16 protein-coding genes and 1 pseudogene are annotated in these 12,884 nt (G+C 56.4%); 6 read left to right on the top strand and 11 right to left on the bottom strand.

The genetic code is table 11. The features are described 5' to 3' along the window. The 6 genes from BSU04_RS12115 to BSU04_RS12085 all read right to left on the bottom strand — a co-directional run. Positions 1-180 (bottom strand): hypothetical protein (locus BSU04_RS12115; RefSeq protein ID WP_144021204.1); only part of this gene is annotated, 180 nt, incomplete at its 3' end. 265 nt (positions 181-445) lie between these two features. Then, positions 446-649, bottom strand: coding sequence for a cold-shock protein (locus BSU04_RS12110; RefSeq protein ID WP_089160831.1), 204 nt, complete (start codon positions 647-649; stop codon positions 446-448). Between the two features lie 139 nt (positions 650-788). Beyond that, complete coding sequence (locus tag BSU04_RS12105) at positions 789-1,151, bottom strand: helix-turn-helix domain-containing protein (protein WP_089160829.1); 363 nt, start codon at positions 1,149-1,151, stop codon at positions 789-791. A 2-nt stretch (positions 1,152-1,153) separates the two neighbouring features. Beyond that, positions 1,154-1,459: a type II toxin-antitoxin system HigB family toxin gene (locus tag BSU04_RS12100; RefSeq protein WP_089160828.1), complete on the bottom strand. Its 306-nt coding sequence runs from the start codon at positions 1,457-1,459 to the stop codon at positions 1,154-1,156. 836 nt (positions 1,460-2,295) lie between these two features. Beyond that, positions 2,296-2,724 (bottom strand): helix-turn-helix domain-containing protein, encoded by a 429-nt coding sequence (locus BSU04_RS12090; RefSeq protein ID WP_256927492.1) that lies wholly within the window; start codon positions 2,722-2,724, stop codon positions 2,296-2,298. Next, entirely contained in the window at positions 2,721-2,996 is a 276-nt protein-coding gene (locus tag BSU04_RS12085; RefSeq protein ID WP_256927493.1) for a type II toxin-antitoxin system HigB family toxin, read from the bottom strand. Before BSU04_RS12085 ends, BSU04_RS12090 begins: the two co-directional genes overlap by 4 nt. A 144-nt stretch (positions 2,997-3,140) precedes the next feature. Between BSU04_RS12085 and BSU04_RS12080 the strand changes: the two genes are divergently transcribed. From BSU04_RS12080 to BSU04_RS12070, 3 genes are all read left to right on the top strand, one after another. Further along, on the top strand, positions 3,141-3,911 hold the full coding sequence (locus tag BSU04_RS12080) for an AAA family ATPase (RefSeq protein WP_306427187.1): 771 nt from the start codon (positions 3,141-3,143) through the stop codon (positions 3,909-3,911). A gap of 15 nt (positions 3,912-3,926) precedes the next feature. Further along, complete coding sequence (locus BSU04_RS12075) at positions 3,927-4,187, top strand: ribbon-helix-helix protein, CopG family (RefSeq protein WP_089160825.1); 261 nt, start codon at positions 3,927-3,929, stop codon at positions 4,185-4,187. Between the two features lie 301 nt (positions 4,188-4,488). Next, positions 4,489-4,740, top strand: a complete 252-nt coding sequence (locus tag BSU04_RS12070; protein ID WP_089160824.1) for a hypothetical protein — start codon at positions 4,489-4,491, stop codon at positions 4,738-4,740. 638 nt (positions 4,741-5,378) lie between these two features. On the opposite strand, the gene BSU04_RS12065 is transcribed toward BSU04_RS12070, so the two are convergent. From BSU04_RS12065 to BSU04_RS12040, 5 genes are all read right to left on the bottom strand, one after another. Continuing rightward, on the bottom strand, positions 5,379-5,561 hold the full coding sequence (locus BSU04_RS12065) for a hypothetical protein (RefSeq protein ID WP_089160823.1): 183 nt from the start codon (positions 5,559-5,561) through the stop codon (positions 5,379-5,381). 3 nt (positions 5,562-5,564) lie between these two features. Continuing rightward, on the bottom strand, positions 5,565-5,825 hold the full coding sequence (locus BSU04_RS12060; RefSeq protein ID WP_089160822.1) for a hypothetical protein: 261 nt from the start codon (positions 5,823-5,825) through the stop codon (positions 5,565-5,567). A 147-nt stretch (positions 5,826-5,972) separates the two neighbouring features. After that, positions 5,973-7,307 carry a replication initiation protein gene (locus BSU04_RS12055; protein ID WP_089160821.1) on the bottom strand — a complete coding sequence of 445 codons (1,335 nt, stop codon included), beginning with the start codon at positions 7,305-7,307 and terminating at the stop codon, positions 5,973-5,975. Positions 7,308-8,464: 1,157 nt separating this feature from the next. After that, positions 8,465-8,830 carry a DUF4148 domain-containing protein gene (locus BSU04_RS12050; protein ID WP_089160820.1) on the bottom strand — a complete coding sequence of 122 codons (366 nt, stop codon included), beginning with the start codon at positions 8,828-8,830 and terminating at the stop codon, positions 8,465-8,467. Between the two features lie 681 nt (positions 8,831-9,511). After that, positions 9,512-9,787 carry a mobilization protein gene (locus BSU04_RS12040; RefSeq protein WP_089160830.1) on the bottom strand — a complete coding sequence of 92 codons (276 nt, stop codon included), beginning with the start codon at positions 9,785-9,787 and terminating at the stop codon, positions 9,512-9,514. Positions 9,788-9,941: 154 nt separating this feature from the next. Between BSU04_RS12040 and BSU04_RS47055 the strand changes: the two genes are divergently transcribed. From BSU04_RS47055 to BSU04_RS47050, 3 genes and pseudogenes are all read left to right on the top strand, one after another. Then, the gene (locus BSU04_RS47055) at positions 9,942-10,406 is read left to right on the top strand and encodes a MobA/MobL family protein (RefSeq protein ID WP_218827267.1); all 465 of its coding nucleotides are present in this window, start codon (positions 9,942-9,944) and stop codon (positions 10,404-10,406) included. Beyond that, a complete protein-coding gene (gene traA / locus BSU04_RS12035; protein WP_218827266.1) occupies positions 10,403-12,535 on the top strand; it encodes a Ti-type conjugative transfer relaxase TraA in 2,133 nt (710 codons plus the stop codon). The genes BSU04_RS47055 and traA overlap by 4 nt, the downstream gene beginning before the upstream one ends. Positions 12,536-12,683: 148 nt before the next feature. Further along, positions 12,684-12,884: pseudogene (locus tag BSU04_RS47050) on the top strand (hypothetical protein); the annotation flags it as partial.

The following is a 12,884-nucleotide window of genomic DNA, read 5'->3' as shown; positions in this document are numbered from 1 at the left end:
CCGCTCCATCGCATCGGGCGTCGCCGCCTGCGGCGAGACCGCGCGGTCATCGGGATCGTAATAGCGGCGCGCGATGACCGCAGGCGTGATGTGCTGAACGAACGCGCGCAGCGCCGTGAAGTCGGTGCGACTGTAGGTTCGGGGAGCGGGCAACGCGAGTTGCTGGGTCTGGTTAGCCAAGCGCCCTCCCCGCTGCGCCGAAGACGCCGGATCTCGCCGCAAACCTCGTTTTAAAGCAGATCATTAGCTCAGAGCTACGTGTAAAGTCGAATACCCCCGATTTTACGCATTAAAAACTTATCTGATAATAACAATTATCAGATAAGGCCTCTATCGCGGAAATGCCCAATTTTGTGACTCAAGTGAGATGGAACCGCACTTTGGCTGGGGCGCGATCCCTCGCTTTAACGCTGCGATCCTTGCGGCCCCCCCCGTGCGTGCCGCCTTATGACGGTTGAATGTTCGATGCCTGCTTGCCCTTTTGTCCCATCTTCACCTCGAAGGTCACCTTCTGCCCTTCCGCGAGGCTTTTGAAGCCCTCCGAGCGGATTTCAGAGAAGTGCGCGAACAGATCTTCACCGCCGTCGTCGGGCGAGATGAAACCAAAACCCTTCGCATCGTTAAACCACTTTACTGTGCCGGTTGCCATTGATTTGCCTGTACTGAGTTGTGCCGAAAGATCGGCGATTGCGCCGCGCGAGCGCGCCGTGGACTGCCATAATGAGCCGTTGTTCAAGACACGACAATAGTCCTGTTGCCGATGCACCGAATCAGCGCAAAACCCTCGTTCAGGCTTGTGCGATCAACACTTCGGCCGGAATCTGCAGTCCCTGATTGAGCCGTCGGATCATGGCGAGACTTAACCCCCGCTTGCGATTAAGCACCTCGTACACCCGGTTCAGGTTGCCAAGGTACGGCTTCATGTCACTGGCAGTGAGTCCCGCCTGCTCCATACGGAAACGGATCGCTTCAATCGGATCAGGTAGGTCTAACGGAAAATGCTGGGCTTCGTAGCGTTCAACAAGGACGGACAGAACATCTAGCCGATCGCCTTCCGGAGTCCCGATTTCCGGATCAGCGTCAACCAGCGCCGAAATCACGGTCAAGGCGTCGAGGTAGTCCTGCGCGTTGTGCAACGGTCGAATATCCATAATCACCACTCCAGTTCGATGGTTGCCGCATCAATCGCATCGTACTCAGCGTGGGTGCCGATAAATTTGATGTAGACAACGCCAATCCTATAAGCGACCGCCACGATCAACCGATAGGCGTTCCCTTTAATATTGAACACAACGCGGTTGTGACCCACAAAACTCGCTGATGCATACCTGTCTTTGATGTCCTGAGGGGTTGCCCACACGGCCTTGGCCGCTTCCTCATGCCATGCCAACAAGGATTGGCGTGCCGCCGCATGGGTCATGCAGAAAGCGAGGAGATTTTTCTTCGCGACAATTCTCATGCGGGCAGTTTAGTCCCAAATTGGGACTATGGCAAGCTTGTCAGGGTCCCGCTGGGCTGCTCTGCTTTTACAAGTTTCAGATAAGGGCGGTCTTTCGAAAAACGCTCTGAACGCGTCAAAAGCGCTGCTAGCGCGTATTGACTTCATCTGCCAGCGTGTGTGCGAGATGAACGCGAGCGCAAAATTTCGTACATGGCAGCCAAGTGTCGCTCCCCTACTGCTTCCACACTCACGTCATGATTGGTCAGTTTGGGAACAGACAGGCCAAGTCGTCGGCAAATTACGGATAAGTACGGTTTCGAATCGACATGGGTACACGCTTGTGCCGCCGCCACGATCGCTGCCTCCCCTACCCGTTGACGCAACCAGGCCAAGGTCCTGCGGTCGCGCTCGTTTTGCACCCGGACATACTGTTCCATGTGGACCTCCGTAAAACTGTATATATATACAGTACTTAGGATAGTCCGCCTTTATGACAAAGGCAATACGCAGAGTACGCAGCTATGTGCGCTATCAACCGTTCGCACTGCGAGTGATGGCACGGCAAGGACAATACGCATTATCAGGCTTGAACGATGCTGTAAGACGACGCAAAACAGCGGCGCACAGTGCTAACCGGCCGTATTTTGGCCTTCGCGTCGACACCACGAGACGCCTTAATCAATGATGGGGATGGTGCAATGCGCGTCGCTTCGCGTTCAAATCACCTGCCTTGCGACCAGTTGACCCTGCTCTACGGCCGCGCCGTTCGACGTCAGCGGCAATAGGGTTAAGCGGATCCCATGTAATTGGAGGCTCCACGGGATGCACGGGCTAGCCGTGGCTAAGCACCGGGCCTACAGAAAAAGGTCGGCTGTCACGTTGAACCGCTTGGCGAATGCCTTTGCTGCTTCTTTCGTGATCGCCCGCTTCCCGCTCAGAAACTCCGAAATCCGGTTCTGCGGCGCGCAGTCAGTCAAGTCCACCTGCTTAAGACTGTGCTGGTCCATCAGGAACGCGAGCATTCTATGGGGCGGTGAGGCCTCGATCGGATAGTGCTCTTTCTCGTACGCCTCAACCCTGTCAGAGAGAATATCCAACAGATCCGCGAGCGGATGATTCTCGTCATCCCCCATCGTGTCTAACAGAGCGTTTACCGAGGCAATCGCGCGCTTGTAATCGCGCTCGCTCTTGATCGCGCCCAACGGAACCATGCTCACCAGTTGTGACCACGCTCCAAGAATGTCCTTCGGCGCTGCTACAAATTCCATCACAGCGGTCATCATTTCACCTTCCATTTGTTGCGGTCATATTCCGCATGGGTTAGCACGTATCGGATGTAGACCTTTTTCCGGTTGTAGTGGATGTCGGTGATCACCCGATATTTGTTTCCGCCCACATCGAACACTGTAAAAGGCGCCACATAGTCGACGGTGTTAAAAGTTCGCTTCACTTCGGTGAAGTTCGCAAACTCTTGCGACTCGAGTACCTTGAACCAGTCTTTTAAGACCTTTTGGGCCTCGGGGTGATTCCCCCAAAAGTCTCTAAGTGGGGACATCGAAATTATGTGCATCTCCCAAGTGTATCCCAAATTGGGAAGTAATGAAACGTGCAGAACCGAAGAGTGGCTTTCGCCTGGTAGGGCGTCACTCTGTGCGTTTTTTGCATATTTCGCGTGCGCTCGAGCGGATTCCGATGCAGGATGACAGCTTTTCCGCACCCGGTTCACCACCGTTCCGATATCGGTATGCCACCGGCACGGCCCTCCCCATCTCACTCAACAAACTCGATGATCCTAACTTGCGGCAATACTAAAGGCGGCGTTGGAAAAAGCACCCTCGCCGTCCAGCTCGCGCTCGGCCTGTCTCTCGCCGGCGATTCCGTTTGGTTTGTCGACGGCGACAAGCAGGGAAACGGCATCGGCGCGATGACGCTGCGCACCGATCGCGAGCTCCCTACCCTGCCCGCCTCGAGCTACACCGATGGCAAGACGTTGCGCGCGCAGGTGATGCTGCAGGCCAAGCAGTTTGACCACACAGTGATCGATGTGGGCGGGCGCGACACCGGTGCTTTGCGGGCAGCTCTCCTGTGTTCCGATATCGTTTTGATACCGTTTCAACCCCGGGCATTTGACACCTGGGCGCTGGCCGACGTCGCAGCGGTGATCGACGAGGCGAACGCGACGCGCGATACGCCCGTTCTGGCGCTAGCGATCCTGAACTGCTCCGATCCGGCCGGTTCAGACAACGCAGATGCAATCGAGGCGACGCAGGAATTTCCGCAGATGGAGTTGCTCAACCTCGCGCCGGGACGCGCCGGCATCGGGCGCCGTAAAGCTATCTCGCACGCGAGCGCGACCGGGCTCCACGTGTCCGAGTACAAGCCGCGAGATGAGCAAGCGATCGCCGAAATCGCCACGCTAATAGCGGTATTGAAAGACCGTCAAAACGGTATCGTTTCGACATCAAAATAAGGAGGGATCGATATCATGGCACTCGCAAAACGTCCGACGTTCCCGAAGCCCTCTACCGCGCCTTCGCGTGCGGCCGATGCGTTCATCGAAGGCGCGCACGATACGGTGGGAAGGGCGCCGAAGCAGACGCGCGACAAAAAGCAAAAAATCTCGGTGGAACTCTATCCGGATTTGCTTGAGGCCGTCGACGCGCTTGCGCATCAATTGCACATGAGCCGTGCCGCGGTTATTTCCCTAGCGTGTTCCGATCTGGTCGAGTCGAAGCTGCGCAAGTGATCGCTATTTCAGTCCAGACGAGGCGGCGCCGGTGATGCGCCGCCCATTCGATATCGTTTCCCAAGTGTTCGATGGCGTTTCGCTCGTGCCTCCGTCCACTTTTTCACTAGGTAGACCTCAACTAACAGCAAAAGATCAATTACGTCTGCAACTCTCATGAAGTCGAAGAGAATCGGGGCCGGCGAGCTCGGGTGTTATCTCGAATACCGCTCCCTGTTGACTCTTCACGGCCACATTGCGGTTATGGGCTTTGTGATTTGCTGTTGCTCCTTACCCATTTGTTAATGTGGAACCTGTTGCCGTGGGCGTTGCCATTGCGAAGGTGAAAGACCATCTCAAGGATCGGCGCATGGTCAAAGTAATGGCCGGGTTGGAGTTCGTCGCGCAGCGTCGTCAGCGCACCCATTGCCCAGGTGCGCAGGAACTGCCTTTGGAGACCGGTGATCTTCGCGAGCAAGTCCAGATAGTGCCGCAAGTCGAGAGTGTGAAACGTGCCGGCCTTCCGATCGATCTCGCCCGTCGGGTTTTTTGGCCCAGAACCTTCGCGGGGTAGCGAATTAATGGCCTTAGTGCGCTACTAGGAAGCCGTCGTAGCCGGACCACCCGTGCGCTATTCGCGCGACGGCGATTTTTTCAGAATCGACAGGCTTCCTTTGCTTCCTGAAGTGAAATTGGGTTTTACTATGATGCGGAAGCCTTCATTCATCTAAACGACGTCGATTCTCCAGTGATTCGATGTAGTTTCTTCGGTGCAAGCGGTGCCGAATCTTTGGAGGAGGGCGGGGTAATTCCGATTTTTAGCCGCCCGGCATGACCGTCCCGTTCTGGTGGTACGTCCGTAGGCGAACCGGACGTGCCACGACTTGCGTACGCTTTCCGGCAGAAGCCCTACGCTCATCTGCATTCCCGCAAGGTTCGATTCTCTTTGCACAAGAATGCACAATGACCATCTCGAGATCTCTAACGCCTTCGTCACTTCTTTCATAAGGCGCTGGTCATTCGGAGGCGTTCCGATATCGCTTTGCAAGCGTTTCAATGGCAATTCGCTTGTGGCCAAAACTGCCCGCTATCGCGAGAGGTAGACCTCGACCGACTGCAAAAGATCGATCACGTCTGCAGCTCCCATGAAGTCGAAGAGGATTGGGCCGGTGAAGTCGGGCGTTATCTCAAACACTGTCTTCTTCGGGCTCTTCACGGCCGCAACGCGGTTATCGGCGGCATGCTTTGCAACCGTTTCCTGCCTCTGTCATCGATATTGAACCGATTATCGTGTGCCATGCCATTGCGTAGGTGATAGACGATCTCAAGGATCGGCGCTCGGTCGAAATAGCCGCGGGCACCCAGCTCATCGCCCAGCGTCAACAGCGCGCCCATCGCCTAGCTGCGCAGAGATCGGGTTTGGAGGTCGTGATTCTCGCGAAATAGGTCGAGATAGAACCGCATATTCAGCGTGTGGAACGTGCCATCCTTGCGCGCGATCCGGCCGGTCGGGTTTTTCCCCAGGTCCTCTGCGGGTGGCAGCGTATTGATCGGCAGTGGATTCGCAGCCACGTAATGCGCTACCGCGAAGGCGTAATAGCCGGCGGCCAAATCTCGGGCCAGTTGCGCGACAGCAAGTTTTTTAGGATCGTCTGTCATGCTTTTCCGCAAGTGGGAAACCTATTGTTTGCTAGTGGCGCTGCCGGCTGCCGTTCCGAAAGCCGATACTGGATTGGCTTCCGGGGAGTGTATCGGGGCATGGCACCTGTGATACTCCACCGTTACGATATCGCTTCAATAGCGTTTCTATGCTGTTCTGCCGGTGCGTGCAGGGTATCCGACTGCGGCGTCAGAGTACCCGTCCTTGAGCGCAAATTTAAGAAGGTCATCGGTCGTCGGTTCAGTCCACAGCTTCGCGGCAAGCCACTCCGTGAACGCGGTACGTGCGGACATGGACTCAAGCCGGTCTTTTTTGATGGCCCGGGCGATAACCCTCGGCGGCTCGGTCGCCAAAAACTCGGTAATCAGTTCTTGCGCCGGCTCCGAGTTCAATTCCTGCCAGTATGCGAGCGCCTGATCGCGCTGATTGGCGTCATACGCGGCTCGCAGCCGGCCTTTCTCGGCTTCCGGGTCCGGCAGATCAAGCGCCGCTTGCTGGTGCGGCCTGACGGCTTTTGCCGGCTCCTTGTAGCCTTTCTTGAGCGCGGTCTTGAAGTAGGCCGCCGTGCTATCGAGCGCCGGTTGCTTAGCGGCTCGCTTCTCGGTGTAGTCGATGGCGGCTTGAATGAGCGGCGGATCGTGCTTTTCGCAGATCGCGCGAGCATCGGCTTGGCTCATGCCAAGGCGAATCACACGCTCGAGCAGCTCGCCATCGAAGCGGGGCGCGTCCGCGTCGATGATGGCCTCGGTTGGCTTGCTGCGGACGGCGAACTGCAGTTCCGCGACCTTGTTACCGCGCCGGTGCTCGATCAATTCGACCATGAAGTCCGCGTGCATGTTCACCTCGGCGATCGCCGGCCGTAGTACGTCACGCTTGAAGTACTTGTACTCGGGCACGACGTCCTCGCGCGTGCCTGTCAGGACGGGATACCACCACTCGTAGGGCTGACGCATCGTGCGCTGGCCCGGGAAGGTTTCGTACCGCGCACAAATCTCGAATAGGGCGATTGACGCGCCGGACTTGAGCTTCGTGTGCATAACCAGGGAGAGCTGCGTCCACTTCTTGGGGGCGAGCAGCTTCTGCCGAATGGGCTTCGCGAACGACCATTCGAGGTGTGACGCGAGGCCTTTTTTCTTCGGCCGGATGATCGATGCATGCGCGACTAGCGCCGCGGTCGACCATATCTCGTCATCGTCTGTGCTGGTGTCCCACACCATCGGCGTGGAGGCCATCGTTTCGAGGTGGGTCTTGATTCGATCGAGATCGTTGCTGTTGTAGTCGATGTACCGCATGACCTCTCGGAGCGGGCGCTGGTAAACCTCGCGGTCCCCGTCCTTCATCGTGAAATGCACCAGGACGTTGAAGATGCGCCGCACCAGCACCGTCAAGTTCCCAGCGCCCGTTCTTGGGCTGATGCCGATGGTCGTGTTGGACCGGCGGACAACCTCCGTTTCTAATGGCAATTGGTCGCTTGTTTTCATGCGATGACGTTATCCGATCCGGTGAATTTCGGCAACGCAATTTTTCACCGGCCGGGCTGGCAAGCGCCTGACCTTCCTATATCCACTCACCCACCCATCCTAGTTTTCCTCACCCTTTTGGTCGACCCTTCCTAGTTTTCCTCCCTAACCTTCCTAGTTTTCCTCCCCGACGTTCCTATTTTCTCTCACCTTAAATCGCGATTCTCCTTTGCCGGCGCGGTTTTCCAGGGCCCGCAACAGAGTCTCAAGGTGTTCAAGTGTTTGTTTCAATAACAACACAAGGCAACTCGTGCACATGGATAGAAAACCCTCGACCCGTTGCTCACACATATACCGCGGGCACCGCGTCGGTAAAAAGAAGGTGAGCAAAACTAGGAAGGTCGGTTGGTTATCAGCACCTTGGATGACCACCTGCAGTGATCTGCATGATGCAGGGTAACGCGCCGCTTTTTTTGGGAAAAATCTATGAAGGGAATAACTCCCTTCCCTGCTCATTCGCGGCTCTTGCCGCGAGCGCCCTGTGCTCGATGCTCGCGCATGCGGATGCACCTCGACCTGGTGCACGACCAGGTCACTTCCTCAATACCGTTAGTTCGATCACGGCCTCATAGCGAGCTTGGCTCGGCTTCGTCCCCGCCGTGGGTCATCCGAATGCTTGCGGTTGGCGTGGTGGGGCGCATTTTGGGTTTACTTGGGGATGAGCGACGGCGGGGAAGAGCGTTGCGCCTTGGCAATGTGTGCCGGATCTGCTCAAGCAACAAGCAGACCCCCCAAGATTCGTTTTTTTTTCGTGCGCTGACGTTTGCGGATCGATCTTTTGAGAACGGCTACAGCCATCCAAGCGTTCGCATTGCGTCCTTGATGACGGGACTCCATTCGTCTCGACTGGCTTTTACCTGCGGTTCGCCACGTCGGGCGCGTAGTGGAAGTCCATTCTTTTTTTCACGTCCGCTATGCAGCATGACTGCATCAAGCGGCGCCGCATCGTGACGATATCAGCTGCGGGCAGTATATCGCGGCGCTCCAAGCGCCCAACGATGGCTGATCAACTGGCGCGCGTCCATTGCGTTGCGGTAAACGGAAAGTAGGCGCCCATCGCAAACGGCGGGCGCCTACTTTTACTCAACTTAGTTGCAGCCTAGTGCTGCAACTGCCGATCAAGACCCGAAGTAAATCGGTTGCATGCCGTCGTTGGCGTCCGGGCGGATTGATCCGCGGACCTTGTGATCCACACGAGCGACTGCTCGGTCGAACGAACGCAGCGAGTGGTGGGTTCCCGACGCCGACGTGCCATCAGCGACGCCGCCAAAACCGGTAGCAGTACCGTTTTCAGCGTTCACACTAGCCTCAGCGGCCAGGGTTTGGTTCGGGTAGCTAGCGTTAGTGTCCGCAGGACCCGCTTGTTCGAACTGAACCAGTTGCGCCTTAACTTCGGCGCGCGTGAGGGGTTGGTTCGATTGAGCGAAAGATACGGCCGGAACTGCAAGGACCGCTGCGACGATGAGCGATTGAACGAGTTTCATGATGCTTACCTCCAGACTTTGTTTCTTCGCAAACACCCGTTTGCATTTCAGTGATTGGAGTCTAGGCTGGATATTATCAACGATTAAGGGTTAACCCGACAAAGAATTATTGTCGATTTCAGGGGTAAAACTCTCATTGATTGGCGTTCGTGCGTCACTACAAAAAAGACCGTGCTCGAACTACTGCGGAGAGCATTGCGTACCTCGAGGTCGAGGCCGCTGAATATGATTCGAGCGCGGCAGTTAGATATGATTGGCAGGCCGACGCAGACTTGCGCTCTCAACGAAATCGCTCAACAGAAGAACGTGATGAGAGCAGCAAATTTCGATTATCTGACATAGCTTTCGGAAATCTGTTCTCGATCGGGATACCATTGAATAACCCCACCATGTATATTGAGATGTACTTTATATTCAAACGCTGCGATGTATTCAAACACGATAAGTTGTAGCGGCATCGGACAGCCAGACAAGACATTTTTAATTTCGCCGTGTCCGAGATCCACCGCCTCGCGGATTTTTCCGAAAGCTTCAACAGCGAAGGGTACTGCCTAAAGCTGTTTTTCATGATGCCGAACACTTCTCGTAATTGCGGCGGCCTCGCTGGCATAAAGCGCATTCTTTACGTTTAAACCGTTGGCGATAGCGCCGTATTTCTTGAGATCGTCACTTTCGAGAGGGCTATACATCTTGTTTTCCGATTTCCAAGATATCGGAAAACAACAATTTATCGTCGTCGCGCGTCAGAAAGCCGGGCAACTCGCGCCGAAGCCAGTCGCCCAGGCGTTTAGAAAACTCGCCGTCATCGCTTTTCTCCAGCCGATTCAGTACCAACGCGCCGAGCAACACTTTGCGCCGCGTATCGCGTGCACGTTCCTGTTTGCCCAGTCTAGCCTGAAGGGTTTTACGTTGCGCCTCAAGCTGGGCTAAGCGTTCTTCGATTGATCGTCGGGTCATCTGTTCGTCTTTGGTTGTGGTGTCTGCGGCAGTATAAAACCAAATTTCACATACTTCATACGATAACATTTAATGGCTGGTGACGGCCGGCCGAAGGCCGCATCCCGCAGGTTGAGGAGCGACAGCGACGAAAACGCAAGGGCGCACTTACGAGTTGCTGCGCAACTCAATGCTTTTGTATTACTATTATGAAATGGCGATCTACCACTTGAGCATGAAGCCGATGTCACGGTCTTCGGGGCGAAGCTCCGTGGCGGCTGCCGCTTATCGTGCTGCCGAATGCCTGGAGAACGAACGTGATGGCATCGTGCACAATTTCTCCACGCGATCGGGCGTTGAGCATGCCGAGATTGTGCTGCCGGCTAGTGCACAACACGATTGGGCTAACAGCCGTCCTGCTTTGTGGAATGCAGCTGAGGCATCTGAGAAACGAAAAGATGCGCGTGTGGCCCGTGAAGTTGAAGTCGCGTTACCTGCAGAGTTGTCGAGCGAGCAGCGCCTAGTCCTTACCCGAGAGTTCGCGCAGCACTTGGCCGATCGCTATGGGGTAGCCGTGGATTTCGCCATCCATAGTCCGCATGGCAAAACGGATGTGCGCAATCACATGCGCACATCATGATGACCACTCGGAAGATCCAGGTTGATGGCCTGGGTGAAAAGTCCGAGCTTGAATTGGAGAACAAGCGGTTGCTCGCGTTGGGTTTGCCTACTTCCCATACGCAGCTTCGAGAAATCAGAATTAGCTGGGAGGAGCGCGCCAATATGCATCTGGCTCGCGCGGGTTTTGAAAATCGGATTGATCACCGCTCTCATCAAGATATTGGACTTGAGATTGCGCCCACGCAGCATGTCGGCGTGCATGCGACACAAATGGAGCGACGGGGCAAAGCCGTATCGCGTATGCGTCTGGATGACGATGCGAAAAGACAGAATGCGGCGTTAATCTTAGAAAAGCCTGAGCAGGTTTTATTGCTTATTTCGAACGAAAAGAGCGTATTTGATCGGCGCGATATTGCGCGTACGCTGCATCGATATATTGACGGTGTTGAAGATTTTCAAACGGCGTTTGCCCGGGCGATGGCATCCCCCGGGTTGGTCGAGTTGCGCGCGGAGCGCCGGAACGCCTTGACGGGTGAAATCGAATTGGCGCGTTATTCGACGCGGGAAATGATTACCGTCGAGCGCGATATGGCGACAAGCGCTGATCGGTTATTGGAAGCGAGTGGATTCAGAGTGGGGCATTCGCGAGTAGAACGCGCGATATCAATTCGGCAACAAGCGGGAACTTCATTATCTGAAGAACAGCGTGCGGCAGTTTTTCACATTACCGGCCCGCAGCGAATTGCAGCTGTCGTCGGGCTCGCGGGGGCGGGGAAAAGCACGATGCTCGCGGCCGCCAGAGAGGCATGGGAAGCGGAGGGTTATCGGGTTCAGGGTGCGGCGCTTGCCGGCAAAGCGGCGGAAGGGTTGGAAGAGTCGGCGGGGATATCGGCGAGGACGTTGGCGAGTTGGTCGAGGGGCTGGGAGCGTGGATTTGACCAGCTGGGGCCGCGCGACGTGTTCGTGATCGATGAAGCGGGGATGGTTGGAAGCCGGCAGCTGTCGCAGTTCATTACGGAAGTGGAGCGAACCGGCGCGAAAATTGTCCTGGTCGGGGATCCGGAGCAATTGCAGCCGATCGGTGCGGGCGCGGCTTTTCGGGCGGTGGCTGAGCGCGTGGGGTTTGTCGAACTCGAAGGCGTACGGCGGCAGCGGGAGGAGTGGCAGCGAGTCGCGTCGGTGGATTTTGGACGGCATCGGACGATCGAGGGGCTCAATGCCTATTCACGGCAGGGCGCCGTCCACCTCGAAGCGTCGGCCGATCACGCGCGCGGAGCGATCGTGCGCGATGTCATTGCCGACATGGATTTGCGCCCGGATGGCTCGCGTCTGGTGCTCGCACATCGGCGCGTCGACGTGCAAATGCTCAACGAAGCGATCCGGGACGCACGACGAAAGCGGGGCGAGTTGGCCGAGGAGGTCGTGTATCGCACGACCGAAGGCGAACGAGCGTTTGCGCCGGGCGACCGTTTGCTCTTTCGTGAAAACAACCGGGATCTTGGGGTTAAAAACGGCAGCCTTGGGGTTGTCGAACGCACCGAAGCCGGGTGGCTGCAAGTGCGGCTGGATTCTGCGAAAGGGCCGGGATTGGGCCGAGTTGTTTCAGTTTCGATGGCGGACTATGCGGCCGTCGACCACGGGTACGCGACCACCATCCACAAAGCGCAGGGGGCGACGGTTGATCGCGCCTACGTGTTTGCTTCCGAAACAATGGATCGCCATCTCACGTATGTGGCGATGACTCGGCATCGCGATGCGGTTCATCTCTACGCGAGCGGCGTTGAATTTCGGGATGTGGATCAATTGTCGGCCCGGCTGTCGCGGGCGCAGGCGAAAGAAACCACGCTGGACTACGCCGGACAAACGACTGTTGCGCACGGTGAGCATGAGCTGCGACAGGAGCACGTCGTACGCGCGGGCTATGCCGAACGGCGCGGGATCGAGAGCGACATCATTCCGAGCGGTCTGGATCTGTCGCTTGTCGCGACTCGCGCACAGGCGTCAATTGAACCGGCAATTAGATTGCCGGCTGAGTCGTTGCCCGGGTTGGCAGATGAACCGGCGACCGAGCGCGTCACGAAAAAGCGCAGCATGTTTGACGGTCTGAAGCTCGGGCGAGGTCGAATCGACGGGGCAGCTGTCAAATGACACAAAGTCGTCCGGCCCCAAAGACCAGTTTATAAGGCACAGCGGGCAGCGCTGGACAACTTTACGTCATTTTTAATTGCCACAAATTTGTCCATTTTGCTGAATTTGACCTAAAGTAGTCCAATGTCGCTGGTCCGGAATACTCGCCATGCACCCACCCGAACCCCTGCCAGTTTCCCGGCTGCCGAAGCAGACGCTTCATCATATGTGGTCGCCGAAGCTGCAACGCACACTGGTACTCACTTCGGTTAATCAAGTTCGACTCTGGGTCATGCTCGAAGCGAATCCTGCTGTCACGACATACTGCGAACGTCCTGTTCTCGCGTCTAATCAACACGATGCCCATGCC

Origin of the sequence: Caballeronia sordidicola, assembly GCF_002220365.1 — a bacterium.
In the GTDB taxonomy this organism is placed as follows: Bacteria; Pseudomonadota; Gammaproteobacteria; order Burkholderiales; family Burkholderiaceae; genus Caballeronia; species Caballeronia sordidicola_C.
The sequence above is the reverse complement of the archived record's forward strand: the minus strand, read 5'-3'. Positions and strand labels throughout refer to the sequence as shown.

What these genes read in the sequence shown, in the direction of transcription:
- BSU04_RS12075 (WP_089160825.1), top strand. Translation starts at nt 3,927, where the DNA reads ATGGCACTCGCAAAACGTCCGACGTTCCCGAAGCCCTCTACCGCGCCT.
- traA (WP_218827266.1), top strand. Translation starts at nt 10,403, where the DNA reads ATGATGACCACTCGGAAGATCCAGGTTGATGGCCTGGGTGAAAAGTCC.
- BSU04_RS12060 (WP_089160822.1), bottom strand. Translation starts at nt 5,825, where the DNA reads ATGACAGACGATCCTAAAAAACTTGCTGTCGCGCAACTGGCCCGAGAT.
- BSU04_RS12100 (WP_089160828.1), bottom strand. Translation starts at nt 1,459, where the DNA reads ATGAGAATTGTCGCGAAGAAAAATCTCCTCGCTTTCTGCATGACCCAT.
- BSU04_RS12040 (WP_089160830.1), bottom strand. Translation starts at nt 9,787, where the DNA reads ATGACCCGACGATCAATCGAAGAACGCTTAGCCCAGCTTGAGGCGCAA.
- BSU04_RS12050 (WP_089160820.1), bottom strand. Translation starts at nt 8,830, where the DNA reads ATGAAACTCGTTCAATCGCTCATCGTCGCAGCGGTCCTTGCAGTTCCG.
- BSU04_RS12090 (WP_256927492.1), bottom strand. Translation starts at nt 2,724, where the DNA reads ATGATGACCGCTGTGATGGAATTTGTAGCAGCGCCGAAGGACATTCTT.
- BSU04_RS12105 (WP_089160829.1), bottom strand. Translation starts at nt 1,151, where the DNA reads ATGGATATTCGACCGTTGCACAACGCGCAGGACTACCTCGACGCCTTG.
- BSU04_RS12085 (WP_256927493.1), bottom strand. Translation starts at nt 2,996, where the DNA reads ATGTCCCCACTTAGAGACTTTTGGGGGAATCACCCCGAGGCCCAAAAG.
- BSU04_RS12055 (WP_089160821.1), bottom strand. Translation starts at nt 7,307, where the DNA reads ATGAAAACAAGCGACCAATTGCCATTAGAAACGGAGGTTGTCCGCCGG.
- BSU04_RS12110 (WP_089160831.1), bottom strand. Translation starts at nt 649, where the DNA reads ATGGCAACCGGCACAGTAAAGTGGTTTAACGATGCGAAGGGTTTTGGT.
- BSU04_RS12080 (WP_306427187.1), top strand. Translation starts at nt 3,141, where the DNA reads ATGACAGCTTTTCCGCACCCGGTTCACCACCGTTCCGATATCGGTATG.
- BSU04_RS12065 (WP_089160823.1), bottom strand. Translation starts at nt 5,561, where the DNA reads ATGGGCGCGCTGTTGACGCTGGGCGATGAGCTGGGTGCCCGCGGCTAT.